The sequence below is a fragment of the Ochrovirga pacifica genome (genome assembly GCF_000220525.1).
In the GTDB taxonomy this organism is placed as follows: Bacteria; Bacteroidota; Bacteroidia; order Flavobacteriales; family Flavobacteriaceae; genus Ochrovirga; species Ochrovirga pacifica.
This window is the reverse complement of record NZ_AFPK01000035.1, coordinates 91,323-115,674: the sequence shown is the minus strand read 5'-3', so window position 1 is coordinate 115,674 and position 24,352 is coordinate 91,323. Positions and strand designations below refer to the sequence as shown.

The window sequence follows — 24,352 nt, the reverse complement described above, 5'->3', positions numbered from 1 at the left end:
TTTTTTTATAGCTATACAACTGATAACAAACAAACTATAAAACTTGCTTTAAAAAAATAAAAAAAACGACAAAAATGTTTTGTTAAAGTTCCGTTTAGCTGTATATTTGCAACCGCTAACACGATAAGCATCGTACGCAACGGTCTGGTAGTTCAGCTGGTTAGAATACCTGCCTGTCACGCAGGGGGTCGCGGGTTCGAGTCCCGTCCAGACCGCAAAAAGCATCTCTTTTTTAGAGGTGCTTTTTTTGTTTAAGATATTTTTTTTTAATGGATCACGACCAAAAACTGTGTCTATTTTAGCGTTAAATTTTATTTTTGAATGAGTAAGCAAAATTAAAACTAGACTAACACTTTACTATTAAATGAAATATCTAAGCAAAAAAACATACATATTCTTTGGTTTGCTTATTCCTATCGCAATTATAACATATTTTTTTATGGAATAGTAATCAAAAAGAACGCTGTAGACATCAACATACATGATACTTATTATGTGGTAACGCATATAAATATTCTTAAGCTTATTCCTCTTGTTTTTGCCATAATTGGAATAATATATTGGCTCTTGATAAAATATAACCGAAAAATTTCAAACTCACTTACCCTAATTCACTTTGTACTAACAACTCTAGGATGTGTTATCCTAATTTATCCAAAATTATTTATCTCAAATAGTGAAGGAATCTTGCATTCTGATATAAATGAAGTGATGTCTTTTGGTTTTGTGGTTATTCTTTTTAGTCAATTAGTGTTCTTAATCAATATAATGATAGGTATATTAAGAAAATAACAAACGATAACCAATTAAGCTAAATTTATAGTTTTGTTTCTAGCACTAAGTTTATTACTTTTAAACTAAGTTGTTGTCAACTTGTTACACTACCCTACCAAGCCGAAACACCTATGTTAGTTAACATCGTTATTTCGTCCCAACTTAAGAAAGCATCAGTAGAAAATGATAAAAAACAAAAAAGCCAAATGGACAGTAAGATTTTTGTTACTTATTGGTACAACAATATCTTTGTTTTTTGTCCCATGGATTTTAGTTTATGCTTGGCTTGTACCATTGCCGAACACTATTCAAGAGCAAGTAGATGAAGCTATTGAATACGGATTTGATGGTATGATTGTTTATGTAGATCAAGCAGGAACACCTCCAAAACACTATACTGGTGGTTGGAAAAACAGGGAAAACAAAACACCTGCAGACCCGAAATCATTATTTAAAATTGCTAGTATTAGCAAGTTGTACACCGCTGTAGCAGCTACTAAATTGGCAAAAGAAGAATGCTTATCTTTTGATAAATCACTTACTTATTACCTTCCAGAACTTACTGGTAGAATTGAAAACGCGAATGAAATTACCATAAAGATGATGATCCAACACCGTTCTGGAATTCCTAATTATACAGACAATCCTGCGTTTTGGATAGACGAAGAAGAAAACGGAAAGCATGCTTTAGACTTTGCTCTAGATTTACCTGCCAGTTTCAAACCAAATAAAGGTTACGAATACTCTAACACTAACTATTTACTGCTCCGAAGAATACTAGATAATGTCTTAGGTTATAACCATCACCAATATATTAAAGAAAAAATTTTGATACCTTTAAAACTAAAAAATACTTTTTTTTCTATTACAGAGGTCAACTTAAACGATGTGATGAGCGGCTACTATGTTGGTTACGAAAATGATTTTAAAGCTCGTGATTTTGGAATGTTGGCCACAGCTGAAGATGTAGGAATTTTCTTACGTGCTTTAAATGATGGATCGGTGTTTCAACAAGGCGAGCAAGAGCTTTATCCTTACGAATACAACCATGGAGGTTTGGTGATTGGTTATCAAAGTTTGGCAGAATATCATAAAGACATGGATGCAGTCGTTGTACAATTTATAAACACTACTGATTTTGAAGGATATGAATGGAATTTATCAGAAATTATTATCAACCGAATTGTAAAAATAATTAAAAACAAGAATGAGCTATAGTTTTTAAAAAATCTGAAAAGAAAACAGTATGTAGAACCATCTATAAACCTTTATCTACTTATATGTTCTTATAATTACTATTAAGACTTATCGTGAGATTTAATAAAGTATTCTTCTTTCCATAAACTGTTTTTGTACGTTCTTTTTATTCATATACCAGCAACTTCACGTGAATTTCATCTTCTTTTTTTGAAGAAAATTTTTCTATTTCTCTCGGTTTTATCATCTAAAAAAGATAAAACATCTACCATTGCCTTCTGTAAAAGAAAAATCAACTAAAATTAAATCATATTTTAATTTTTACATCTTTTATTTAGAGCTTTGTGAGGCAAAATCACTAGAAAATCACCAAATGAAAGAGATTAAATTAGAAAACTCAACGTTAGAAAAAAAGAAAAGTATAGAGCATAAAAATACTATCCCTAATAATGATTTTAGATTCTGTTTAAAAAGTATTTTTTTTAACGAAAACTACATTCCTTCCCACAACACACGCACCACAACTAACTTTGCTAATTTGGCTAGAGGGGAACATCGTAGAGAAAATCTTCGCAATACGATTCAGATGATTCACAATCGTTTTAATTCCTTAGCAAATTGGGACAATCCAAATCAAGATCGTTATACGGTTGAGTTAGAAATTGTTTCTGTAGCTATAGAAATTGATGATTGTAAAACCCAATTCCCGTCCATAGAAGTATTAAAAACACATATCATCGATCATAAAACCAACAAAAGAATTGAGGGTATTGTTGGTAATAACTTTTCTAGCTACGTCCGTGATTATGATTTTAGCGTTTTGTTATTAGAACACAACAAAAACAAAGATCAGTTTAGTATTCCAAACAATTTTGGCGAACTGCATGGTAATCTTTTTAAAGCTTTTGTAAACTCTACGACATACAAAAATTACTTTAGCAAACTACCTGTAATCTGCTTAAGTGTATCAGATCACAAAACTTATCATCGCACAGAAAACCAGCACCCCATATTAGGCTTTGAATACCTCCCCAATATTTCATCTTTAACAGAGCAATATTTTAAAAAAATGGGGTTGCAGGTTCGTTATTTTATGCCAACAAACAGTGCTGCACCCCTAGCCTTTTATTTTTTTGGTGATTTGTTAGCAGATTATACAAATCTTGAATTGATTGGTACCATTAGCACTATGGAAACATTTCAAAAAATTTACAGACCCGAAATTTACAATGCCAATTCGGTTGCAGGACAATGCTACAAGCCTAGTTTAAAAAATAAAGACCATTCGTATACAAAAATTGTGTACGATCGCGAAGAACGATCACAGTTGGCCATTGAACAAGGACTTTATGCCGAAAAACATTTTATCAAACCCCATAAAAAACTGCTAGAGCAATGGTCTTGTAATTTTAATCTTACATCAAAAACAATTTAACCATGAAAAAATTATTACCTACCTCAACTGTAGGAAGTTTGCCCAAACCTTCTTGGCTTGCACCCCCAGAAAAACTTTGGTCTCCGTGGAAACTAGAAGGAGACTCTTTAACCGAAGGGAAACAAGATGCCTTACGCATTTCTTTACAAGAACAACAAGCGTCTGGAATTGATATTATTAGTGATGGTGAACAAACACGTCAACACTTTGTAACAACGTTTATAGAACATTTAAGCGGTGTTGATTTTAAACATCGTAAAACAGTAAAAATCCGCAACCGTTATGAGGCAAGTGTTCCTGTTGTGGTAGATCAGGTTTCACGTAAAAAAGCAGTTTTTGTAAACGATGCAAAATTCTTACGTAAACAAACAGAAAAACCTATAAAATGGGCATTGCCTGGCCCCATGACCATGGTAGATACTTTGTTTGACAACCATTACAAGAGCAAAGAAAAATTGGCTTGGGAATTTGCAAAAATCCTGAACCAAGAAGCAAAAGAACTACAAGATGCTGGAGTGGATATCATCCAATTTGACGAGCCTGCTTTTAATGTTTTTTTTGAAGAAGTAAACGATTGGGGAATGGCTGCATTAGAAAGAGCAATTGAAGGCTTACATTGTGAGACAGCTGTACATATTTGTTACGGTTATGGAATAAAAGCAAACAACGATTGGAAAAAAACGTTAGGTTCTGAATGGAGACAATACGAAGAAATTTTTCCAAAAATTCAGAAATCTAACCTAGATATTGTTTCATTAGAATGTCATAACTCTCATGTACCTTTTCATTTAATTGAGCTTATTCGTGGTAAAAAAGTAATGGTAGGTGCCATAGATGTTGCCACAAATACCATTGAAACCGCAGAAGAAGTAGCAACCACACTACGCAAAGCTCTTGATTTTGTAGCTGTAGAAAATTTGTACCCTAGTACCAACTGTGGTATGGCTCCTTTATCTAGAAATGTGGCCAAGGGTAAATTAAGTGCTTTGAGTGCAGGGACTGAAATTATCCGTAAAGAATTAGGACTCTAATCAAAACAATAGTTAATAAAAAAAGAACACAGTAAAGCACTTGTATACTTACCCCTCTTCCCCTTTCTTATTAAAATAATTTTAAAAACAATTCAATATGGATGTATTTATTCTTCACTACCTAGTAGCGGGTGCTTTTGCTGGTTTACTGGCAGGCTTGTTTGGCATTGGTGGCGGTTTGATTATTGTTCCCGTATTAATTTACATTTTTACAGCACAAGATGTTCCCCAAGCTGCCCTTACACATATTAGCATCGGTACTTCTTTAGCAACTATTATTGTTACTTCTAGTAGTTCACTCCGTGCACACCACAAAAAAGGCGGAGTAAATTGGAGTGTATGGAAACACATGGCACCAGGATTGATCTTAGGTTCCTTAATAGGTGCTGCAGTAGCTTCTGTAATTCATGGCAAATCACTACAAACTGTTATTGGTACAGGTGTGTTTTTAGTAGGGTTAAAAATGTTGTTTTTAAAAAATAAAACTTTAGAAAAAAACGACTTTAGTAAACTTCCCTCTCCTGTAAAACAAACATTTTTAGGAGCACTAATTGGAACTGTTTCTGCTATTTTTGGCATTGGTGGAGGGACATTAACGGTTCCTTTATTAAGCAATTATGGTTTTAAAATTCAGCATGCAGTGGGCACCTCAGCTGCTTGCGGATTACCCATTGCAGTATCAGGTGCTATTGGATTTATGATATTTGGACAATTTATTCATCCTAGTGTAAAAGAAGCATTGCCAGATGGAGTACTGGGATTTGTAAACCTTTATGCATTTGTTTGTTTAAGTCTGGTTAGCTTTTTTACCGCAAAGGGTGGAGCCAAAATCGCACATGCTTTGCCTGCCACAACACTAAAAAAAGGTTTTGCTGTATTGATGCTTATCGTGGGAATTAAACTTGTCTTAAGTGCTAACATTTTTACATTTTAATAAAAATTCAAGTAGTTGACAGTTTGTAACAATCCATCACCAACAGTAATTAAATCCTTGATTTGTACCAAAACTCACTTTTTTTATACTAATTTTTTTGAGACTTATGGAAGTAACTTTGTTGTATAACCTAAACAAAAAAAATATGGCAACTAATAATTCACTACAACAAGCCCGTGCACTAATTTTACCCTCTCGTCAAGAGGTGTTGCAACGTCATCCTTCAGTTACACAATTTTGGAATCAAAATCGAAAGCTTTTAGAGCTAGCTTGGGCAGAATGGGAACTAGAAAACAAAGATACCTTGTTGGTTCCTGACGAAACCCTACTAGCCCCTAGTTTAAGAAAGGCCATTAACGAAGCTTGGGAAAATCCCGAAAAAGAAAATGCAGTAGCTGACCTATGGGAAGAAGTAATTCCAGGGGTGTATTCAGCACAGTTTTTTGATTTGGAACGCTTGGCAGAATTCCGCAATTATTTAAAAGCTGCTGCAAATTCTAAAATTCCTACACGTGCCCCTTATGGAATTCAACTAAATCGTTATGGATTTATGTTAGACAAACGTTCTGAAGGACATTTGGCTACACCCAACTTTCAGGCATTTTACAACAATATAATGGATCGTTATATGAGACCCGTAGCACGATTGCTATTAGGAACTTATGGTTACGACAATCAAACCTTTGGATTTTCTATTCAGTACAATCCTGATAAAGACAAAGACTTAAGAGCACATACCGATGCTTCTGCAGCAACGATGAATATCAACATCAATTTACCCGATGAAACATTTACAGGTTCACAGGTAGATTTTTACGATCAGAAAGCTAAAAAACCCGTACAAACAATTTTTGAACCCGGAAAAGCCATTATACACCGTGGTAGTGTTCCTCATGCAACACATCCAATTACAAGTGGACAACGAAGTAATTTAGTGGTTTGGTTGTACGGAGACCAAATGCAGGTGCCAAGAGGCGGAGCAAACAGTTATGGAAACACAAATGCAACTACGGCTTTGGTTGATGTGCCAAAAAGTATAACCGCTCGTGAACGTTGGAGTATTCCCGATGCTCCAAAAGATGGATTTGCTCCTTTTTAAAAAGCCCCTCTGTTCAAATACAATTCAGTCAATGGTTCTTTTCGCGTTAAAAGGATGGTTGACTGATTTTTTTAGAACATTTACCCTTTTTTACAAACCAAATAGAATACAAACTGTTACAAACAATCTTCTAACATTCATCATTTGTTTTCTTAATTTTTGATAGAGTTCTATTATATTTGATGAGAAAAAAAACGTTGTTATTGGACGTTGTAAGCAAGCTGAACAAAACGGAAATGAACGAAATTCTTGATTGGAATATTGATAAAGGACAGTTGACTGACTACAAAATCGATGGTTGGATTGAAGACTATTTCATTACTTCACCGAACAACGAATATGGTATTGTAGTCTACAACATTGAGGAATGGCGAATGGGTGCAGAATCTGGACTAATTGGAATTTACTCAAATTCTAAAAATCCGAAACTTGTTCTGAATTCAAGCCGTACTTGGATTTGGTTTGCTTACGGAAAAACGTTTGACTTTCTTAATGAATCGGAATGTATTGTCTTTAAAAAACCTGCGTATAAACCTAACGGTTCAAAAGGTGGTTTTCCATTTGTTTTTTTAAATCTAAAAAAGAGAAGGTTTGCTTTCTATGATTTTGACAATACCTCAATTTATTACGGAGTTAAAGAGTTAGAAAAAGATATAGCCCAATTATTTGAGATTCATCCAAAGGAATTGGAATTGTTAAATCGAGAAAAGCGGACAAATGAAATTATTGACTTGACAGAATTAAAGTGGTTTGATATGACTGATTTTGACCGAGCATTGGAAAAATATTATGAATAAAAAAAAGCCAGCTTACAACAATGTATAACCGCAATTACGGCGGATTCGACTACGTCCGAATCCACTCGGAATTGCGAGCGTCAGTGCTTAATTGAAAAATAGTAACTTAAAACCCGTAACGGATTGTTATACAAGACCGTTAGCCTACATTTGATCATGTAAAATCCTGAAATAGGTTGACTAAAAATCCATCAATAATTAGTCACTTATGAAAAGTAATCAAAAACAACACTGCCGAAAAAAAACGTACACCAAAGTAGGTTTTGAACTCAAATTATTCATCATTGACCAAATTCAAAACGGTCAAATTTCTACCAATTTTGCTGCTAAAAAATATAACGTTCCTAGATCTTCTATCGATTATTGGATTAAAAAATATAGTACTTTAGACCAAAAGAAAAAAGCAATGAACAAACAGGACGAAATAAAAAAATTGAAAGAGAAAATTGAAGAGCTTGAATTCGTAAAAGATTTTCAACAAGACATCATCGCTGATATGGAACTCATCACTGGAGCCGAGTTGTCAAAAAAGTCATTGCCCAAAACATTAGCAGACGAGATTCAGAAAAAGAAACAAAACCGTTTAAAAGAAAATGGTTAACTCAATGTTTTGGGATTAGTAAACAAGCTTTCTATAAACGCTTGAAAAATCATCAAAAACAACTAAATAACGAACAAATTATCATCAAACTTGTAAAGGAGTGTCGTAATAAAATTAGACAGTTTTTAGGTGCTAAAAAACTGTATCATGAACTGAAATATGAGTTTAAAAAACTTGGAATTAAAATGGGAAGAGATAAGTTTTTTACATTTCTTAAAAACCATAAACTGCTGATTAAGAGAAACAAAAACTATCATGTAACCACCAATTCTAAACACATCTTTTACAAATACAAGAACTTAATTAAAGACAAAGTACCTACCAGAGCCGAACAAGTTTGGGTAACGGACATCACATACATTAAAACAGATAAAGGACATGCATACCTGGCACTGGTAACAGATGCGTATTCTAAGAAAATTATGGGATATAAGATAGATAATAACATGAAGACTGAACTCTGCTTAGATGCACTTAAAATGGCTATCAAGAATAGAAAATATCCTAATCAAAAATTGATTCATCACTCTGATAGAGGTTTCCAATATTGTAATCCAACCTATACTAAGTTTGCCGAAGATAATGGAATCAACATGAGTATGACTGAACAATATGATCCTTACGAAAATGCAATTGCAGAAAGAATGAACAGAACTTTAAAATATGAATATGGACTAAAAAATGTCATAAAAAATCTTAAATTAGCAAAAGCGATTACTAAAAAGGCGGTCGATATTTATAACAATCTTCGTCCACATGATAGTCTTGATTTATGCACTCCCAAACACGTGCACATAAATCAAAATATAAACTACAAATCCTACCGAAGAAATAAAAATAAACTGGAATTATTAACCTTTTAAATAACTAAAAAAAGGTCAACCTATTTCAGGACGATACAAAAAAAATAATAAATAATGAATACAGTATTTGAATTAGTAACCTTTGACGAGAAAAAAACGAAATATATAAAATATCTTTTGAGTTCTTTAATTCCTGCTTTTGCCCTTACATTAATTCTTAAGAGGACAGAAAATGTAACAATCCTAATCATTGGACTTATTATTACTTTATTAATTTTAATTTTAACCATTGTATCTTTCATTTTCGTGAAACCATATGAAAAAAGAGGAAAAATAACTTTGAATGAGGAGTATTTGAAAATTGAAGAAAACGAGAAAATTATGGAATTTAAACTTTCTGAAATAGAAAAAATGGATGTTGAATATTTAACTGGTAAAAAAGGAGAGAAAAGGCCAATTATTACTCAGTATAACAGAAACTCTATAACTTTGAAAGATCATCAGAACAATGAAAACATATATTCATTTCTTATAGAGAATAATATTTCTGCTAAAAATATTTTTAAACTAGAAAGCATTTTAAATACGAAATATAACCAAATACGAATTAGAAATGTGTATGGTCAAAACGGATAAAACCTAGCTACAACACCGGCTAAACTTCATGCTGGTTTTGTGCTAACTTTAAAGTATATCTACTAAGTCTGCCAAATCTTACTAATTTAGCTTCATTTAACTAAAACAACCAAGCTTCGGCTTCAATTATGAAAAATAAAATTTTTCTGATTATTCTTTTACTTGGATTTTTCAATCTTTCCTCTTGTTACATAGCTAAATACAATCATTTTGGTGATGTGAATATTGGCGTAAATTTTACTCAAGGAAAATGGTTGTTAAACAATATTCAACCAGACAACAACAACCTGATTTCATTAGATACAAATGTGTTTCAAAAATTTCACAATCTCTTAGGCAACAGAATATCAAGAATAAATAAAATTCCTGGATTATTATTTCCTAGTGAAACCCCAAAATCTATCGATAAATCATACCTTAAAAATTTAAAAAACGGAACTCAATTCGATTATTTTATAAATGTAAGAACCAACATACTGTCTAGTGAATCTGGAAATATTTTAATCAAAGATATTTACGAAGAAAAAAAGAATTCTGCAGAAATAACACTTGAAATTTATGACATTAATTCACTAAAAATTATTTACAGCCACACCGTTCACGGATCTGTAACAATTGATGAGGGAGAAAATGATATTTCTTTTGTAAAAAATACGGAGAACATTATCAACACTAGTTTTAATAGAATTTTTAAAAAACTACAAAAGAACTCAATTAAATAACCATAGTCAGCAACTGCTAAAATTAAAGAACGTTCAAAACGTTGGTTACAACACCCGATAAACTCATCAAAAAACACTCAAAACCTTTGTTTGTTTATCGGAAGAGTTAAAAACCTTTAACAGTAAAACACCTCAGTTTTTATAAAAGACACTAGTGTAAAGAAAAAAAAACACTAGAGTATTTAAATAAAAACTACTATATTTTTATTAGACAACACAAGTGTTTTTTAAAATTTCACAAGTGTTTTTCTTACAAAGCAACGTTACTCTGTTTACTATTAAGCTAGATTTTCTTCCAAAAACTAACTAACTAACTAACTATCTTTTGTAAGGGTACAGCCATTTTAAAAGCTATTTAAGCCTTTTTGGCTTTATCGTTCACTTCCTAATCATATGAGCAAAAAATAAGGCTTGTATCCTTTTAATTTTGTGGTATTCATCAAATTTAGAAAACCATGACAAAAACCATTGCCACAAGATTTAGTGAAGCCTGGGGACTTATTACCGAAAAAATGATGTCTTGGCTAGATGCCTTTATCATTAACTTACCCAACATAGCTTTGGCTATTTTGGTCTTTTTTTTAGCAATTATTGCTTCAAAACAAATTAGTAAAATTAGCCTAAAACTACTAAATAGAACCAAACTACAACGTTCTATGAAAGCTCTTATTTCAAAAATAGTAGCCATTGTAGTAGTGCTATTAGGACTGTTTTTAATTTTAAGTATTTTAAATCTTAGTAAAGTACTAAACACCATTTTAGCTGGGGTTGGGGTTGCTGGTTTGGCAGTTAGTTTGGCTTTGCAAGGAGCTTTGGCCAACACGTACTCTGGAATTATCCTTTCTTATATTACACAAGTAAAATATGGAGACTGGATTAAAACCAACGATTACGAAGGAGAAATTGTAGACATAGATCTTAGAGCAATTACTTTAAAACAGATAGATAACAATTTGGTGTACATCCCCAATAAATTGGTGGTAGAAAATCCTATTAAAAACTACTCTTCTACCTCTCAATCTAGAGTAATTTTAGAATGTGGGGTAGGTTATGAATCTGATTTAAGAAAAGTAAAAGACATTACCATGCAAGCTATTGTAGATAATTTTGAAGTGGTAGACCACAAAGACGATATTTTATTCTTATGGCGTGGTTACGGTGATAGCTCTATTGATTACGAATTGCGTTTCTGGATCAACTCTACCTCTGCCCTAGAGGTTGCCAAAGCCAAAAGTGAAGCCATCATGGTAATTAGAGAAGTGTATAGAGAACACAATATAAACATACCGTTCCCAATACGAACGTTAGATTTTCCTGAAAGTGTTACTATAGAACATCAAAAAAACAATTCTGAAGCATCCTAGTTCATGTGTTTTATCAAATGAGTTCATATGTACATTGTATGAGCCAAAACACAACGTAGATGTGCCTTAACTTTGTAAACGAAGCTGGTAGTCAAAACAATACCAGAATGTTTAACTTAAAAAAATAGAATCTAAATGAATTATTTAACGCAAGACAACGAAAAATTAATTTCTGTAGTAAGTGAGCTAAACGAGTTATTAGCAGATTATCATATTTACTACCAAAAACTAAGAAATTTTCACTGGAATGTAGAGGGTAGAAACTTTTTTGATTTACACGAAAAGTTTGAGCAAATGTACAACGATGCCAGAACCAAAATCGACGAGATTGCTGAACGTATCCTAACCTTAAGATATCACCCGGTAAGTAAATACAGTGATTATTTAGAGATTTCAAGCTTACAAGAATCAGACTCATTGATTAGTGATAAAGACATGGTACATTTTTTATTGGAAGATCACAAATCTTTAATTGAAAAAATGACTTCTGTGTTAAAAGCTTGTGAAGAAGCCGAAGACGAAGGAACAATTGACATGATTGGAGCCTACATTAGAGAGTTAGAAAAATCTAGCTGGATGTTAAATGCTTGGAGCAAAGAAGCTAAAAAAACTGAAACTGTGCCTGCATAATTTGTAGTCACAAAACAAAATCTACAACCCAAAAAATTATCTATTATTTATGAAATACAAACTATCAAATACAGCCACCGTACAAGAACTAGCAGAATTTGCACAAATTCCGCTAAAGTACCCTAGGTTGTATCAAAAACAGTTTGTTATTTCTGGAAAGGAAGAAACCATCATTCCCATTATAACCCAAGAAGATACTAACCAAATCTCTTTTGGTATTTGGGGATTGTTACCCAACAATTACGACGAAGATTGGCAAGATTTTCAAAATGTAATTGATACATTAACCATAAAACACAACGAGTTGGATGCCAATTATTTTGTAAAAAATGATGCCAACCTAAAAAGGTGCTTGATTTTAATTACGGGTTTTTTTACCACGTATTTAGATCAAGGAAAAACACAAACCTTTTTTATTAGCCAAAAAGACAATCAGCCTTTTTATGTAGCAGGATGCTACAACCAGCTAAATGATGGTTTTTTAACTTTTGCTTTATTATTAAAAGATCAAGATAAAGTTTTTCAGAAAGTGCAAAATCTTAGTGATTATATGCCTTTTGTAATAGATAACAAACTAAAAGACCTCTGGCTTTCTGAAGATGAAGATTTAAAATCTATCATACAAAAAACCAATAAAGCCAGTACAACAGAATTTAAAATTACCCAAATTGACAAGTCGGTTTCTTTACGATCGATACCGTCAATCCGTAAATATATTAACCATTAAAACCATTTAAAAATTATGAGTAACCAACAAAACACCGCATTAGGAGTATTAGCCGGAATGGCAACAGGAGCATTAGTAGGCGTATTATTTGCACCCAATAAAGGAAGCAAAACACGCAAAATGATTAAAGAAAAAATTAGTGAAACAGGAGATTTAATTGCTGATGAAGCAGTTAACCTAAGAGACAATGTTGCAGATACTATTAGCACTAAAAAAGAAACTTTAGAAGAAGAGATTGACAGAATTGTAACCAAATCTAGTCACAAAGCAGATGATATCATCAACACTTTAGAAAGTCAACTAGAAGCTTTAAAAAAGCAAAACAAAAAATTACAGAAATAAGATGAGTACATTTCAAGAAATAAGCAGCAACTCCAAAAAAGTGGTTCAAAGTAGCAAAGACTACCTTGAAGCTACAGAAAAATATGTAGAACTAAAAGCTTTTAAACAATTAAGCCTTGCCTTTACATTACTATTTAAAAGTTTCCTATTAGGAGGCTTGTTATTTATAGGTTTTGTAATCTTGGTTATAGAAGGGGTTGTGCTATTGATTGAACTACTCGGAAATCAACATTTGGCTTTGTTAACCACTGCCGGAATATTGTTTTTACTAACAGCCGTTATTTATACTTTTAGAAAAACATTGATAGAAAGTCCGATGATTAGAATGGTGCGCAAAACATTTTTTACCAACCAATAAAATCGTTAAAAAAATGAAACAATACAACAGCCTAGAAGAAATCAATCGAGACCTTAATATTTTGCAACTGAAAAGACAAATTGCTGTGGAAGAAATTAAAAAAGTAAAAGGTCAGACACTATCAGCAATACAACCCGTAGATTGGATTCAAACCTATCTTTACAAAAAGTTAATTCACTACGGTTGGCAATTGTTATTTAGCAAAAAAAACAAAGCCTCCTAAATATATATTTCCTACGCTTCTTCACTTTGAAGAAGCGTTTTTTCGTTTCTAAGTTTTAGATATTCACTTGGACTAATGTCAAACTTAGATTTAAATATTTTAGAAAAATAACTTCTACTACTAAAACCAACAGTGTATACAATTTCAGATACATTCATATCTGTAGTATTCATTAAATCTCTTGCTTTTCTTAATCGAACGTGCCTAATATATTCTGTTACAGTTCTATTGTACAATAGCTTAAAACCTTCTTGCAACTTTGCTTGTGTTAAACCTGTATCATTAGCAATAGATTCTAAAGAGTAATTAACTGATGGAGTTTTGATAATTTTTTTAGCGTATTTTCTTACTATTTTCAACTCACTTTTTAACAAAGATGTTTCCACTTTTTTACCACTTACTTCTAAATTGTGCTGCAACATGTGCTGTGACAATATTTCATACACCTTACTCTCTATCAACAACATGCGTATCATCCCTTTCTTTTTTATGTTCGATAAAAAATTAATTTGATCGGCCAATTTTAGGTTGTAAGCTCCGTAGTGCGAAAACTTATTTTCATGATCTGTATCTAGAAAAACCTCGTGCAGTTTTTCGTTTAACGTATCAATAGGATTCAAACTCCTTTTAAGAAACTTATTCCTAAGCACGTGAATTTCGTTGGTTTTGATAGTTACTTTTTCAGGAAAATATGTGTAGGTATACCCTCCGTCTCTTCCCGATAGGATAACAGATTGAAACTGGTCAATTTGTTTTTTTTCAGTATTTAAAAATCGATGTTCGTAATACCCCTCTAAACAATACGAAAATCGAATGGGGTTGTACAACGAAGTGTCATTAACAATCAATGTTTCTTCAAAAAACTGAATGTCAAAATCCATCAAATGCACACCTCTTTCAAAGTTGATAAATCGAATTTTCCCAAAAGCTTTTTGATTATTTACAATCAATGTAAATTCTCCCCAATTTTCCTCAATCCTTCCTCCAATCACTTTTTGGATCTGCTCTACGGTTTGATTGATACTTGTTGCAGAAATTTCAATTTTTATCATAGTCGTTTTTTTAAAAAAGCTTAGTACTTGCTTTATGATTACACAAAGATAAGCGGAACAAGGTTATAAAACACCATTTAATTGCACCTGATGTCATCTTTTTACACTTTTTATGTTTAGCGTTCATATCTAAACGGATAACGTTCAAAAACATTGTAAGCTCGCTGTACCTTTACAGTGTAGGGATTTAAGAACAACTTAAATCAAGTATAAACCCAAAAAAATTATAATTATGTTAAGATGGAGTATTTCTTTTATCGTATTGGCATTTATTGCCGCAATCTTTGGATTTTCAGGAATTGCTGCTAGTGCCGTAGGTATCGCTAAAATTTTATTTGTTGTTTTTTTAGTACTATTTGTACTATCACTTTTATTTGGAAGAAGGGTCTAAAAACAGCAATCATTAACAAAACTATTTATCATTAACCATTAAAACCACAATCATTATGAAAAAATCAATTTTACCAATCGTATTTGCCTTATTTATCTCATTATTTGCAGTTTCTTGTAAAGAACAATCAAAATCAGAAAAATTTGAAGACAAAGTAGAAGAAATGGGAGACGACATAGACGATGCTGCACATGATGCTGCTGATGCTGTAGACGATGCAGCCGAAGAAGTTGAAGACGAAGTTGAAGATGCCACGCATTAATCACAGTTTTTACTGTAACGTTTTACCACCCAAAAAATCCATCGCTCCGTAGATGGATTTTTTGTTGTATATAACACTTTAGTACCACACTATTAACGCTTCTTTAACCTTCTTTTTTTTATAGTTTTTTACTTTAGGATGTTTTAAAACTCCCTAAGTAACATGATTAATTTACATTCTGCCACTATCAAAAAATTCCAAAATTTTGATGTGTACCAACATTTAAAAGAACACTATCCAGACTTAGACAACTATGTAACCGAAACGATTAAGTTAAAAGGAAACAACGTTTACAAAGCCATTTTTAGATCTAAAAAAATATATCAAGTTGTTAGAGGTGCTGTAAAATTAGGAACCTATAGCCAAGAAGGCAAACCTTTTATTTATGAGGTTTTGGGAGATGGTGAATTCTTTGGAAATTTTGAATACTTAGAGAACAAACAATTTTACGAATACTCTAAAACCATGATAGACTGTAAAATACGTGTTTACGATTTAGAGTTTATTAAAAGAGCAGTGGTAGAAGACCCTGTATTAAACGATTGGTTTATCCGTTATTTGGTAAAGCGTTGGTGCAATGCAGAAAAAAAAGTAAAAATGTCTAACGAAAAAGGTACTTTAGAAAAAGTGAAATACCTACGCACTTACTTTGATGACAAAGTACACGATTATTTGGGAGACGAATACATTCTATTCGATTTGCTAACGCAAAAAGATTTGGGGGATTTAATTGGTACTACCAGACAATCTATTGCTGCTGCATTAGAAAAATTATAAAACAAAAAAGGGAATCTATACAATTGTATAGATTCCCAATATTACAAAACTTAAAACTTACGTTCTTTCTGTTTATAGCAATTCTGTAACTAGTAAACTTGTACCAACTCTTGTTGCACTGTATCGTTGTCTCCACGCATTTGCATGGTTACTTTTTGGGCATCAAAATCAAAAGCCAATATCCCAAAGCTTAATGTATGTACTACCTCTCCTTGTCTTAAAGAATTTTGCTCTCCTTTAAAGTTAAAACTTGCATGGGTCAATCCACTTGACGTAAAGTCAATTAAAGGATAGTCAATTCCCTCTTGCTCTAACTTAGAAAACTCAGAAATATGACGATCTCCAGACAAAAGAATTACATTGTTAGCTTTAGAAGCTGCTATAAGGTTGAATAACTTTTTTCTTTCGTTCGGAAAGTTTGCCCATTTTTCATAAGGATGCTCTTTAGGTAACGTCTGTATACTACTTACAATAACATTAAAGTCTGCTGTAGAATTGTGTAATTCATCCGTTAACCATTGCCATTGTGCTGCTCCTAAAATAGTTCTCCCTTCTTGTGGTCCATTAATATCTGCTTTGGTAATTCCTGTTCTGAAATAGCGAGTGTCTAGCAAAATAACTTTGATACTTCCTTTGTCTGTACTAAACAATTCTGATGAATACACACCTTCTCGTGTTCTTCTAGGAGAATCCTGTGGTACATCAAAAAAATCTAACATTAATTGCTGACTTTCTTTCTTTTTTGGGTATTCAACTCCCGCATCGTTTTTACCAAAATCATGATCATCCCAAGTACCAATAACCTTGGTATTTTTTACTACAGCTTCGTATCCGTTTTGTTGGTGTTGTAGTTCGTAATCTGCTTTTATTTTACTCATGTCCTGAGAATCTCCATAAATATTGTCTCCTGCCCAAATCCAAATGTCGGGATTAAGATCCAATACATCATCCCATAATACATTGGTTTTACTTGGTTTGTTACAAGAACCAAAGGTTAAAATAAAATCAGACTTGTTTTCTTCTGTAGTTGTAGCAACCTGTTCTGGTGCTGCTTGATTGTTACTTTTACAAGCGGCTAAAGAAATAGCACAAAGTAATAGGCCCAAATGTTTCATTTGTATTGTTTTTTATAATTTGTATTGTATATTTTTTATTGATTAAAATAGGTTACAGAAGCTAAATTCACCTCTGTAACCTAACACTTTTGCTTTGCTTTAAAGTTAACGATGCATTAACTTTTTAATATCAGCATTACAAAAGCAATTAACAAACATATGCGTTTAAAAAGTGTACTTAGCCCCTATTTGCAACCTCCATGGGGTTCCTCCAATAGGCTCTGTTCCAGATCCTGTTTGTACATTATAAGAGTAAGATTGTGTAGCTTGATCGAATCCGTTTATTTTCATCAACTCTCTGTTTCCGTAGTTGTGACTTACTCCCCAATCTTTGTTTAATAGGTTGGCAAAGTTAAATACATCTGCAGACAATTGTAGGTTGTGTTTTCTGTACAATTTAATGTCTTTAGTTAAACGTACATCTACCGTAAAGTAAAATGGATTGACACCTGCGTTACGCTCTGCAAACTTTCCAAAGCTTTCTCTTAAGTACTCTTTGTATCCTTCTGTAGTTTCTGGATCGTTTAAAATTTTGTTGTAAGCTTCAGCAATTTCAGCCGGAGTATTTGGATCATTAGGACCGTAAATATAAGCCATATCATTACTTAAGTTAAAGTCTCCGTTAGCACTGGTTGTATTATCAACCTTAAAAGAATATCTTGAACCTCCTGTTCCTATAGCTGTAACTCCTAACTTAAACCCTTCCCAAGTTGGAGTGGCACCGTTTACAATTACTTTGGTATCAAAATGATTGTCAGAATATCCGTAATTTAAATCTCTAGGATCTCCTTCTACAGGTAAAAATGTAGAGGTGTTTGCTACACAACAGTTGTAAGAAGAATTGTCTTTGGTTCTGTTAAACGTTACGCTGGCATTTACATAACCATCTTTTCCTACTTTGGCTCCTGCATTAAGTACTAATGCTGCTTGATCTAAAATTCCATCAGAGGTTAACAACAAAGCTCTACCTACTTTATCAGACTTTCTTGATGCTTTCCAGTCTACCCTTCCGTTTTCTGCAATAGTGTTTGCTGGTACAAATACTTTTCTTCCGTTTGGAGTGGTAAAGAAAGGTTCATCTACTAAGTTTGCCTCTTGGTAGGTGTAATTGTTCTTTGTATGACTTAACAAAGCATTGATCCCAACATACATTCCGTTGTTAAAAAAGTGCGTATAGTTTAAATTTGCTTTGTATGTTGTAGGCACTTCAAAATCATCACTTACTGCATTGATGGTAGAGAAAGGTGTTTCACCTTCTGGTACTCCTGGTACAGTTGATGGATTTTGTCTATATCCTTCAAAATCTGGAGTAGGTACATTATCCCCCGTTACATCAATAGCTCCTAACAGCACACCACTGTTCTGAATGTTGTTTACTTGTGCGTAATAGTGCGGTTGTGAAGAAAATACTCCTCCTCCTAACTTTAAAATATCTTTGTCTGTTCCATTGATATTCCACGTAAATTGTAATCTTGGCTGAATGTTGTTAAAGTCTGTAGGTTGATTGTCGGTGCGAAGTCCTAATTCTTGATAAACTACTGGGTTAAACGCTCCTGCTTTAGAGAAAACTGTAGCATCCCAACGCAATCCTGCAATCACATTGATGTCTTTGTGAATGTTAAAATCAGCCTCTGCAAACAAAGACAAATCATACACTGTTTGTTCTACTACAGGGGCTACACCGGTTAAAGGTACTTCTCTTGCATATCTACTTGCAACACCGTTTTCAAAATCATCCAAAGAGTCAAAAAAGAAACGTCCGTTTTGCTCGTTAGACAACAACGTTTCTAAATAAGTAATAGTATTGTCTGTACCAAACGTATAATTAACGTTGTCTGTGTTTAAATATGTTGTATTGGCAATATGAACTTGTTGTTCTAAATTGGTTTCTGGAGAATAACGTTGTCCTCCTAACTGAAAAGTTCTTGATCTTGTATTTCCATTTGGCAAATCCGATGTAACATCTACAATAGCACGTGGTATGTTAGAGCTTGGCAACTGTGAACTTGGCAAATATGCACGCTCTGCATGCTGGTATTGCAACTTAAACTCATTGGTTACTTTGTCTGAAAATACAGAACGTAAAGACAACAAAGTACTGTTTTCATGCGATTCAAAATCTGACCATGTTTCAGCAATTTCAAAGTTTGAATTGTCACTTGTACTCATCGGACTTTCGTATTGATTGTACAAGTTTCTTAAAGTTAACGTATGTTTGTCGTTAATTTGCCAATCCAAACGAACAAATAAGTTGTGTGCTTGTGTTTCTCTATCAAACTGCCCAACCTGTTTTGCATTGCTAACTCCATATTGATTTCTGGCAATATCTAAAAATCGGTCTAAATTTTCTTGAGTAACTCCGTAACGATTTTCATCAGCTTCTGATCGAATATCTGCAATGGTTACAGGACTCCCAGCATCTTGTCTTTCGTAGGTAGTAAAAAAGTGCAATTTATCTTTAATAATCGGACCTCCTAAACTAATTCCTGTTTGCAAAGTATAAAAATCAGCATCTCTTTCTTCTCCTCTAATATCGTATTTGCTTTGCAAAGCATCAGCTCTGTAAAAAGAAAAAGCACTTCCGTGAAACTCATTAGTTCCCGATTTGGTTACTGCATTTAAAGATCCTCCACTTTGACGACCTTGTGTTACAGTATAATCGTTGGTAGAAACTTCAAATTCACGAATTGCTTCTTGTGAAATGGTAAAAGGACCACGACCTACTTCACCTGCAGTTAAGGTATTTCTGGCATTGGCACCATCTATGGTAATATTGGTAGAAGTTCTTCTTTGTCCCCCTAAGTTTAACGATCCCCCTCCTTGAAGTGGAGACAAACTAGTTAAACGTGTAAAGTTTCTTCCTTCTGCGGGCAAGCTTTTTATTTGTTCACTACTAATTTTGGTAGAAGCCCCTAATTGTTTGATACGCTTGGTAATTCCGTCACTTTTTAACACCACTGCTTCTAAATCGTTTACACTTTCTTCTAAAGTGATGTTCAATACAATTTCGTCATTCAAATCTAATTCCAAATCGTTTTGGGTTACAGTAGCATATCCTAAATAAGTAGCCCTAAATGTATAAGATCCTAAAGGCAATTGCTGTAAAATAAACTCCCCCTCCATGTTCGAGTTGGTTCCGGTTTTAAACCCTGTTGCGGTGTTCTGAATCATTACAGTGACTCCTAACAAAGGTTCTCCTTGTACGTCTGTAAACTTTCCTTTAATCGATGCATTTGTCGATTGTGAAAAAGTCGTTACAGACCCTAAGAATAGTGCTAGTAAGACTAAAATTTTGTTCATTGTTTTCATTTGTATTGTTTATTTGTTTTTTGTGCTGACAAAACTATTCAACCACCTAAGCGAGCGAATGTTAATTTTTAACACCTACAAGCACTTAACACATAGTTTACTTTTTGATAATCTGAAAAAACAATCCTTTTACACCCCAAAAAACTCAACTTCAAAATTCCAACACACAGTATATAAAGCAACTAGAACTTTACAAGATTTTTTTTAAATGGATAGAAAAATATACTTACCTCCCTACAATACTTCTGTTTAAAAACATAAAAAAGTACTCGCCTTAACATTAACACAAACTGCCCACGCTTTTTATAGGACTTCTTTTTTGATGAAATCCATAAAGTAACTTAGTAAATAACTTATTTTTGATTTTATTTTTAATACATGTACATCCCCATACTCTATCAAGACAATGAACTTGTTGCTGTTTGCAAACCCAACAATGTATTGGTACATCATTCTGCCATGGCTAACAATCAACAAAACGAACGTTCGTTGATTCAATATTTAAAAGAGCAACTGGGACATCCTTTATATCCTATTCATCGTTTGGACAGGAAAACTTCGGGAGTGTTGGTGTTTGCCAAACAAAAAGAACAAGTTCACGTATTTCAAGAATTGTTTTTATCACATCAGATACAAAAAACGTATAAAGGCTTGGTACGTGGTTTTACCTTAGAAAGAGGAAGTATTGACAGCCCTGTAAAAGGTAGAGATGCAAATGTTCACAAGCCTGCTATTACACACTTTAGTACCCTTAAACAATATCAAATTCCAATAGCTGTAGGACCTTATCCTACTTCTAGATACAGCTTGATTGACTTACAACCCCAAACAGGAAGACTGCATCAGTTGCGCATTCACATGAACAAATTAAGCCACCCGCTGATTGGAGACCCCAAGTACGGAGATCGATTTCACAACAGAATGTTTGCAGAAAGATGGAATTGTAACAAACTTTTTTTACATGCAGCATCACTAATTTTTCCTCATCCTTTTTTAGCCAAAGAAATACAAATCATTGCCCCTTGCCCACCCCATTGGAATCTAGTACTAACAGCACTTGAAAGCCTAAAAATATAATATGGAACTCTATCAAAAAATTATTCTTTGTGCAATTCTTATATTGCCCTGTTATTTCGGAATTCAATCATTTTTTAAACAACAAAGTTTTGAACATAAAAATTGTATCAAGCTAACTATTTCTAAAACAGAATTCATTATTGACTTCATGACTCACCTATTGCTATTTGTACTAGGATGTACTCTAGCAGGAACTTCTTTATTTATTTTTTACAAAATCTGCATCAGTCCTTATGAAAAGGCAACACTTATAGGCCTCTTATTTGCTCTTGTTTTTTTTATGATGACTTTCAGTTGGCTTACACCACTATGTTTACAAATACAGCATACTATATTTGAATGGAAAAGAAAATTAATTTACCATCAAAAAGAACAAAAACTAGAAACAAAAGACGGTATTATTGATTTAACCCAAGAGTTTAGCGTAACAAGCTATACACCTAGCAAATGGTTGTTTTGGGGATGTTATAACATTACCTACAATTTTCGTTTTACTAACTGTAACAGAAAAATAAAATTAGAACAACATGAAAATAACATAGAGATATCAAATTATATAGAGCTGCCCAAATCACTAGAAGCACACATCAATAAAAAAGAAAAACAACACCAACAACAAAAGCTAAACTGGATGTCTTAACTGGCTTATTTTTGAGGTGTAGTGGGATTTACGCCAAAACAATTGTTGGGTAGTTGAATATTTTGTTGATTCATCAAAAAACCTACGGTTGCATAATGATGAATTGCGTGACTTTGAGCTTGGGCAAGCAAAGCTGCCAATGTAGTAGAATAGCTTATTTTTCCTGATCCTAAATTGTCTATTACAATAAGGTTTCTAGAATAATCTTCCTTTTTTAAACTTTTTAGTTGATGGATAATATCATCAAAATACGCAGTTCCTTGTATTGTACATTTTTCTCTAGTAACGTTGCGTTCTCTGTAAGTAAAATCTACTTGACTGTTATCCAACCCTTTAAAAACACACTGAAAAACATCCAAAACATGTCGCATATGTGCACCTATACTAGAGTGATAAGGAGGTATTTGGTTATAGCTGTACTGATCATTACACAAGTTTTTTAATAAGTATTTTCCTTTTTCTAAGTTCTGAACAATTGCATCAATCATACCTTTTTTTATTTTTTAGTTCCTAAGATAGTCGTAATAAAATTAAAAAAACAACAATACAATTGCATATTTCATATTTACATTTGTATATCCTAAAAATTAAACAATAATATTTTGATTGTTTTTAACACTAGTTATCTATAACAATCTAGTATTATCAAATCCTTAAAAATCAACTCTATTCAAGAAAAAAACACTTTTATATCCTAATAATTGTTACATTTGATTGTAAAAAATAAATTATGGCGATTTCGAAAAAATTCTTGAAAAGCAAACCTGTTTGTAAAGTAACTTTTGCATACCAAGCACCCGATGCAAAGGAAATGTTTTTAGTAGGTGATTTTAACGAGTGGAATGCTACCGCTACACCTTTAAAAAAATTAAAAAGTGGATTATTTAAAGTAGTTGTAGACCTAGAAGTAGGAAACAAGTACGAATATAAATACATTCTGGATGGTGAATATGTAAACGATGACGAGCCAGAATCTTTGGTTTTTAACGAGTTTGCCAACGCAGAAAATTCTTTGATTGAATTGTAAATCTTTATAGAGCCTTTAAACTTTGTTTAAAGGCTTTTTTATATATTTAGATTTCAAAAAAATCAATTAAAATGGCAACTATTACATTAAAAGGAAATGCTATCAACACTTTGGGATCTTTACCAAAAATAGGTAGCAAAGCTCCCGATTTTACCCTAACCAATACAGATTTATCAGAAGTTAGTTTGTCTGACTTAAAAGGAAGCAATGTTATTTTAAACATATTTCCAAGTGTAGACACCAGTACTTGTGCTATGTCTGTAAGAACTTTTAATCAAAAAGCATCGGAATTAGACAATACCAAAGTTTTGTGTATTTCTAAAGATTTGCCTTTTGCACATGCTCGTTTTTGTGGAGCCGAAGGAATTGATAACGTCTTAAGCTTATCCGATATTTCTGGAGATTTTGGAAAAGATTATCAATTGGCTTTTGCCGATGGTCCACTAAAAGGATTGCATTCTAGAGCTATTGTAATTTTAGATACCGAAGGAAAAGTTATCTACAACGAACAAGTTGCAGAAACAGCTGACGAACCCAACTACGATGCTGCACTAAGTGCTTTATAAAAAACATAATCATCAAGGCTTGTTAGTACTAACAAGCCTTATTTTTTGTCTTATGAAATCCAAAAACAAAAACATTGTTGTAGATAGAATTTTAAGTCTAGGGTATGCAATTAAAGGCTTGTGGCTTTTATTACAAACCGAGAATGCCATAAAAGTACATGTTATTAGTACGTTGCTTTTGACTATTGTTGGTTTTATTTTTCAACTATCTGCTACCGAATGGATGTTTCAGTTTTTAACATTAGGGTTGGTTATAGGGGTCGAAGCACTGAACACATCTATAGAAAAAATAGCCGACTACATTCAGCCTAATTTTGATCCCAAAATAGGTACAATAAAGGATGTAAGTGCTGGAGCTGTTTTGTTTTCTGCTGTATACGGAGCTGTGGTGGTGGGAATCATTTATATCCCAAAAATTTTGCAGTACATCCATCTGTAATTCTTTATCTTTGGCACCTACAAT

29 protein-coding genes and 1 tRNA gene are annotated in these 24,352 nt (G+C 33.0%); 26 read left to right on the top strand and 4 right to left on the bottom strand.

From position 1 onward, the window contains the following. The first annotated feature begins 141 nt into the window (after positions 1-141). From FS85_RS0107055 to FS85_RS0106975, 18 genes are all read left to right on the top strand, one after another. Positions 142-215, top strand: a tRNA-Asp gene (locus FS85_RS0107055). A 154-nt stretch (positions 216-369) separates the two neighbouring features. Beyond that, positions 370-792: a cbb3-type cytochrome c oxidase subunit I gene (locus tag FS85_RS17020; RefSeq protein ID WP_083823635.1), complete on the top strand. Its 423-nt coding sequence runs from the start codon at positions 370-372 to the stop codon at positions 790-792. Positions 793-957: 165 nt separating this feature from the next. Then, positions 958-1,992, top strand: a complete 1,035-nt coding sequence (locus tag FS85_RS0107050) for a serine hydrolase domain-containing protein (RefSeq protein WP_010135430.1) — start codon at positions 958-960, stop codon at positions 1,990-1,992. 352 nt (positions 1,993-2,344) lie between these two features. Further along, positions 2,345-3,406: a DUF1852 domain-containing protein gene (locus FS85_RS0107045; protein ID WP_139062171.1), complete on the top strand. Its 1,062-nt coding sequence runs from the start codon at positions 2,345-2,347 to the stop codon at positions 3,404-3,406. Between the two features lie 2 nt (positions 3,407-3,408). Next, positions 3,409-4,437, top strand: a complete 1,029-nt coding sequence (locus tag FS85_RS0107040) for a methionine synthase (RefSeq protein ID WP_010135428.1) — start codon at positions 3,409-3,411, stop codon at positions 4,435-4,437. 97 nt (positions 4,438-4,534) lie between these two features. Then, positions 4,535-5,371: a sulfite exporter TauE/SafE family protein gene (locus FS85_RS0107035; protein ID WP_010135427.1), complete on the top strand. Its 837-nt coding sequence runs from the start codon at positions 4,535-4,537 to the stop codon at positions 5,369-5,371. 145 nt (positions 5,372-5,516) lie between these two features. Next, complete coding sequence (locus tag FS85_RS0107030) at positions 5,517-6,470, top strand: hypothetical protein (RefSeq protein ID WP_029489324.1); 954 nt, start codon at positions 5,517-5,519, stop codon at positions 6,468-6,470. A 203-nt stretch (positions 6,471-6,673) separates the two neighbouring features. Beyond that, on the top strand, positions 6,674-7,267 hold the full coding sequence (locus FS85_RS0107025; RefSeq protein WP_010135425.1) for a hypothetical protein: 594 nt from the start codon (positions 6,674-6,676) through the stop codon (positions 7,265-7,267). Positions 7,268-7,475: 208 nt separating this feature from the next. Continuing rightward, a complete protein-coding gene (locus FS85_RS15935; RefSeq protein ID WP_010135424.1) occupies positions 7,476-7,868 on the top strand; it encodes a helix-turn-helix domain-containing protein in 393 nt (130 codons plus the stop codon). Then, complete coding sequence (locus FS85_RS0107015; RefSeq protein ID WP_139062170.1) at positions 7,802-8,731, top strand: IS3 family transposase; 930 nt, start codon at positions 7,802-7,804, stop codon at positions 8,729-8,731. The genes FS85_RS15935 and FS85_RS0107015 overlap by 67 nt, the downstream gene beginning before the upstream one ends. A 54-nt stretch (positions 8,732-8,785) precedes the next feature. After that, on the top strand, positions 8,786-9,307 hold the full coding sequence (locus FS85_RS0107010; RefSeq protein ID WP_010135421.1) for a hypothetical protein: 522 nt from the start codon (positions 8,786-8,788) through the stop codon (positions 9,305-9,307). Positions 9,308-9,435: 128 nt separating this feature from the next. Beyond that, positions 9,436-10,029, top strand: a complete 594-nt coding sequence (locus FS85_RS0107005; protein WP_010135420.1) for a hypothetical protein — start codon at positions 9,436-9,438, stop codon at positions 10,027-10,029. Between the two features lie 455 nt (positions 10,030-10,484). Then, positions 10,485-11,393, top strand: coding sequence for a mechanosensitive ion channel family protein (locus FS85_RS0107000; protein ID WP_010135419.1), 909 nt, complete (start codon positions 10,485-10,487; stop codon positions 11,391-11,393). A 135-nt stretch (positions 11,394-11,528) separates the two neighbouring features. Further along, positions 11,529-12,023 carry a Dps family protein gene (locus tag FS85_RS0106995; RefSeq protein WP_010135418.1) on the top strand — a complete coding sequence of 165 codons (495 nt, stop codon included), beginning with the start codon at positions 11,529-11,531 and terminating at the stop codon, positions 12,021-12,023. Positions 12,024-12,072: 49 nt separating this feature from the next. Continuing rightward, positions 12,073-12,750, top strand: a complete 678-nt coding sequence (locus FS85_RS15260; RefSeq protein ID WP_010135417.1) for an SOS response-associated peptidase family protein — start codon at positions 12,073-12,075, stop codon at positions 12,748-12,750. 15 nt (positions 12,751-12,765) lie between these two features. After that, positions 12,766-13,092 (top strand): YtxH domain-containing protein, encoded by a 327-nt coding sequence (locus FS85_RS0106985; protein ID WP_010135416.1) that lies wholly within the window; start codon positions 12,766-12,768, stop codon positions 13,090-13,092. A gap of 1 nt (position 13,093) precedes the next feature. After that, positions 13,094-13,450 carry a hypothetical protein gene (locus FS85_RS0106980; RefSeq protein WP_010135415.1) on the top strand — a complete coding sequence of 119 codons (357 nt, stop codon included), beginning with the start codon at positions 13,094-13,096 and terminating at the stop codon, positions 13,448-13,450. A 13-nt stretch (positions 13,451-13,463) separates the two neighbouring features. After that, positions 13,464-13,673, top strand: a complete 210-nt coding sequence (locus FS85_RS0106975; RefSeq protein ID WP_010135414.1) for a hypothetical protein — start codon at positions 13,464-13,466, stop codon at positions 13,671-13,673. An 11-nt stretch (positions 13,674-13,684) separates the two neighbouring features. On the opposite strand, the gene FS85_RS0106970 is transcribed toward FS85_RS0106975, so the two are convergent. Further along, entirely contained in the window at positions 13,685-14,725 is a 1,041-nt protein-coding gene (locus FS85_RS0106970; protein ID WP_010135413.1) for a helix-turn-helix transcriptional regulator, read from the bottom strand. A 232-nt stretch (positions 14,726-14,957) separates the two neighbouring features. Here FS85_RS0106970 and FS85_RS16375 point away from each other — a divergent pair, with 232 nt between their 5' ends. The 3 genes from FS85_RS16375 to FS85_RS0106960 all read left to right on the top strand — a co-directional run bounded on the left by FS85_RS16375 (position 14,958) and on the right by FS85_RS0106960 (position 16,155). Further along, positions 14,958-15,116 carry a DUF1328 domain-containing protein gene (locus tag FS85_RS16375; RefSeq protein WP_010135412.1) on the top strand — a complete coding sequence of 53 codons (159 nt, stop codon included), beginning with the start codon at positions 14,958-14,960 and terminating at the stop codon, positions 15,114-15,116. A gap of 55 nt (positions 15,117-15,171) precedes the next feature. Next, positions 15,172-15,378 (top strand): hypothetical protein, encoded by a 207-nt coding sequence (locus tag FS85_RS0106965; protein WP_010135411.1) that lies wholly within the window; start codon positions 15,172-15,174, stop codon positions 15,376-15,378. A 162-nt stretch (positions 15,379-15,540) separates the two neighbouring features. After that, complete coding sequence (locus FS85_RS0106960) at positions 15,541-16,155, top strand: Crp/Fnr family transcriptional regulator (RefSeq protein ID WP_010135410.1); 615 nt, start codon at positions 15,541-15,543, stop codon at positions 16,153-16,155. A gap of 89 nt (positions 16,156-16,244) precedes the next feature. Here the strand turns inward: FS85_RS0106960 and FS85_RS0106955 are convergent, their stop codons facing one another. After that, a complete protein-coding gene (locus tag FS85_RS0106955; protein WP_010135409.1) occupies positions 16,245-17,270 on the bottom strand; it encodes an alkaline phosphatase D family protein in 1,026 nt (341 codons plus the stop codon). Between the two features lie 165 nt (positions 17,271-17,435). Next, positions 17,436-20,570 (bottom strand): TonB-dependent receptor, encoded by a 3,135-nt coding sequence (locus FS85_RS0106950; RefSeq protein WP_237706949.1) that lies wholly within the window; start codon positions 20,568-20,570, stop codon positions 17,436-17,438. 387 nt (positions 20,571-20,957) lie between these two features. Here FS85_RS0106950 and FS85_RS0106945 point away from each other — a divergent pair, with 387 nt between their 5' ends. Next, the gene (locus FS85_RS0106945; RefSeq protein ID WP_010135407.1) at positions 20,958-21,656 is read left to right on the top strand and encodes a pseudouridine synthase; all 699 of its coding nucleotides are present in this window, start codon (positions 20,958-20,960) and stop codon (positions 21,654-21,656) included. Position 21,657: 1 nt separating this feature from the next. After that, a complete protein-coding gene (locus FS85_RS16610) occupies positions 21,658-22,296 on the top strand; it encodes a hypothetical protein (protein ID WP_139062169.1) in 639 nt (212 codons plus the stop codon). 5 nt (positions 22,297-22,301) lie between these two features. On the opposite strand, the gene FS85_RS0106935 is transcribed toward FS85_RS16610, so the two are convergent. Next, complete coding sequence (locus FS85_RS0106935; protein WP_010135405.1) at positions 22,302-22,784, bottom strand: DinB family protein; 483 nt, start codon at positions 22,782-22,784, stop codon at positions 22,302-22,304. A gap of 242 nt (positions 22,785-23,026) precedes the next feature. Here FS85_RS0106935 and FS85_RS0106930 point away from each other — a divergent pair, with 242 nt between their 5' ends. The 3 genes from FS85_RS0106930 to FS85_RS0106920 all read left to right on the top strand — a co-directional run bounded on the left by FS85_RS0106930 (position 23,027) and on the right by FS85_RS0106920 (position 24,328). Beyond that, positions 23,027-23,323: an isoamylase early set domain-containing protein gene (locus FS85_RS0106930; protein ID WP_010135404.1), complete on the top strand. Its 297-nt coding sequence runs from the start codon at positions 23,027-23,029 to the stop codon at positions 23,321-23,323. A gap of 71 nt (positions 23,324-23,394) precedes the next feature. Then, positions 23,395-23,889, top strand: coding sequence for a thiol peroxidase (gene tpx / locus FS85_RS0106925; protein WP_010135403.1), 495 nt, complete (start codon positions 23,395-23,397; stop codon positions 23,887-23,889). A gap of 52 nt (positions 23,890-23,941) precedes the next feature. Then, entirely contained in the window at positions 23,942-24,328 is a 387-nt protein-coding gene (locus tag FS85_RS0106920; protein ID WP_010135402.1) for a diacylglycerol kinase family protein, read from the top strand. The last annotated feature ends 24 nt before the right edge of the window (positions 24,329-24,352 follow it).

What these genes read in the sequence shown, in the direction of transcription:
- FS85_RS0106920 (WP_010135402.1), top strand. Translation starts at nt 23,942, where the DNA reads ATGAAATCCAAAAACAAAAACATTGTTGTAGATAGAATTTTAAGTCTA.
- tpx (WP_010135403.1), top strand. Translation starts at nt 23,395, where the DNA reads ATGGCAACTATTACATTAAAAGGAAATGCTATCAACACTTTGGGATCT.
- FS85_RS0106960 (WP_010135410.1), top strand. Translation starts at nt 15,541, where the DNA reads ATGATTAATTTACATTCTGCCACTATCAAAAAATTCCAAAATTTTGAT.
- FS85_RS0106950 (WP_237706949.1), bottom strand. Translation starts at nt 20,570, where the DNA reads ATGAACAAAATTTTAGTCTTACTAGCACTATTCTTAGGGTCTGTAACG.
- FS85_RS0107030 (WP_029489324.1), top strand. Translation starts at nt 5,517, where the DNA reads ATGGCAACTAATAATTCACTACAACAAGCCCGTGCACTAATTTTACCC.
- FS85_RS0106980 (WP_010135415.1), top strand. Translation starts at nt 13,094, where the DNA reads ATGAGTACATTTCAAGAAATAAGCAGCAACTCCAAAAAAGTGGTTCAA.
- FS85_RS0107010 (WP_010135421.1), top strand. Translation starts at nt 8,786, where the DNA reads ATGAATACAGTATTTGAATTAGTAACCTTTGACGAGAAAAAAACGAAA.
- FS85_RS0106985 (WP_010135416.1), top strand. Translation starts at nt 12,766, where the DNA reads ATGAGTAACCAACAAAACACCGCATTAGGAGTATTAGCCGGAATGGCA.
- FS85_RS0106945 (WP_010135407.1), top strand. Translation starts at nt 20,958, where the DNA reads ATGTACATCCCCATACTCTATCAAGACAATGAACTTGTTGCTGTTTGC.
- FS85_RS16375 (WP_010135412.1), top strand. Translation starts at nt 14,958, where the DNA reads ATGTTAAGATGGAGTATTTCTTTTATCGTATTGGCATTTATTGCCGCA.
- FS85_RS0107035 (WP_010135427.1), top strand. Translation starts at nt 4,535, where the DNA reads ATGGATGTATTTATTCTTCACTACCTAGTAGCGGGTGCTTTTGCTGGT.
- FS85_RS0106965 (WP_010135411.1), top strand. Translation starts at nt 15,172, where the DNA reads ATGAAAAAATCAATTTTACCAATCGTATTTGCCTTATTTATCTCATTA.
- FS85_RS0106930 (WP_010135404.1), top strand. Translation starts at nt 23,027, where the DNA reads ATGGCGATTTCGAAAAAATTCTTGAAAAGCAAACCTGTTTGTAAAGTA.
- FS85_RS0106935 (WP_010135405.1), bottom strand. Translation starts at nt 22,784, where the DNA reads ATGATTGATGCAATTGTTCAGAACTTAGAAAAAGGAAAATACTTATTA.
- FS85_RS16610 (WP_139062169.1), top strand. Translation starts at nt 21,658, where the DNA reads ATGGAACTCTATCAAAAAATTATTCTTTGTGCAATTCTTATATTGCCC.
- FS85_RS0106970 (WP_010135413.1), bottom strand. Translation starts at nt 14,725, where the DNA reads ATGATAAAAATTGAAATTTCTGCAACAAGTATCAATCAAACCGTAGAG.
- FS85_RS15260 (WP_010135417.1), top strand. Translation starts at nt 12,073, where the DNA reads ATGAAATACAAACTATCAAATACAGCCACCGTACAAGAACTAGCAGAA.
- FS85_RS15935 (WP_010135424.1), top strand. Translation starts at nt 7,476, where the DNA reads ATGAAAAGTAATCAAAAACAACACTGCCGAAAAAAAACGTACACCAAA.
- FS85_RS0107050 (WP_010135430.1), top strand. Translation starts at nt 958, where the DNA reads ATGATAAAAAACAAAAAAGCCAAATGGACAGTAAGATTTTTGTTACTT.
- FS85_RS0106975 (WP_010135414.1), top strand. Translation starts at nt 13,464, where the DNA reads ATGAAACAATACAACAGCCTAGAAGAAATCAATCGAGACCTTAATATT.
- FS85_RS0107040 (WP_010135428.1), top strand. Translation starts at nt 3,409, where the DNA reads ATGAAAAAATTATTACCTACCTCAACTGTAGGAAGTTTGCCCAAACCT.
- FS85_RS0106955 (WP_010135409.1), bottom strand. Translation starts at nt 17,270, where the DNA reads ATGAAACATTTGGGCCTATTACTTTGTGCTATTTCTTTAGCCGCTTGT.
- FS85_RS0106995 (WP_010135418.1), top strand. Translation starts at nt 11,529, where the DNA reads ATGAATTATTTAACGCAAGACAACGAAAAATTAATTTCTGTAGTAAGT.
- FS85_RS0107000 (WP_010135419.1), top strand. Translation starts at nt 10,485, where the DNA reads ATGACAAAAACCATTGCCACAAGATTTAGTGAAGCCTGGGGACTTATT.
- FS85_RS0107045 (WP_139062171.1), top strand. Translation starts at nt 2,345, where the DNA reads ATGAAAGAGATTAAATTAGAAAACTCAACGTTAGAAAAAAAGAAAAGT.
- FS85_RS0107005 (WP_010135420.1), top strand. Translation starts at nt 9,436, where the DNA reads ATGAAAAATAAAATTTTTCTGATTATTCTTTTACTTGGATTTTTCAAT.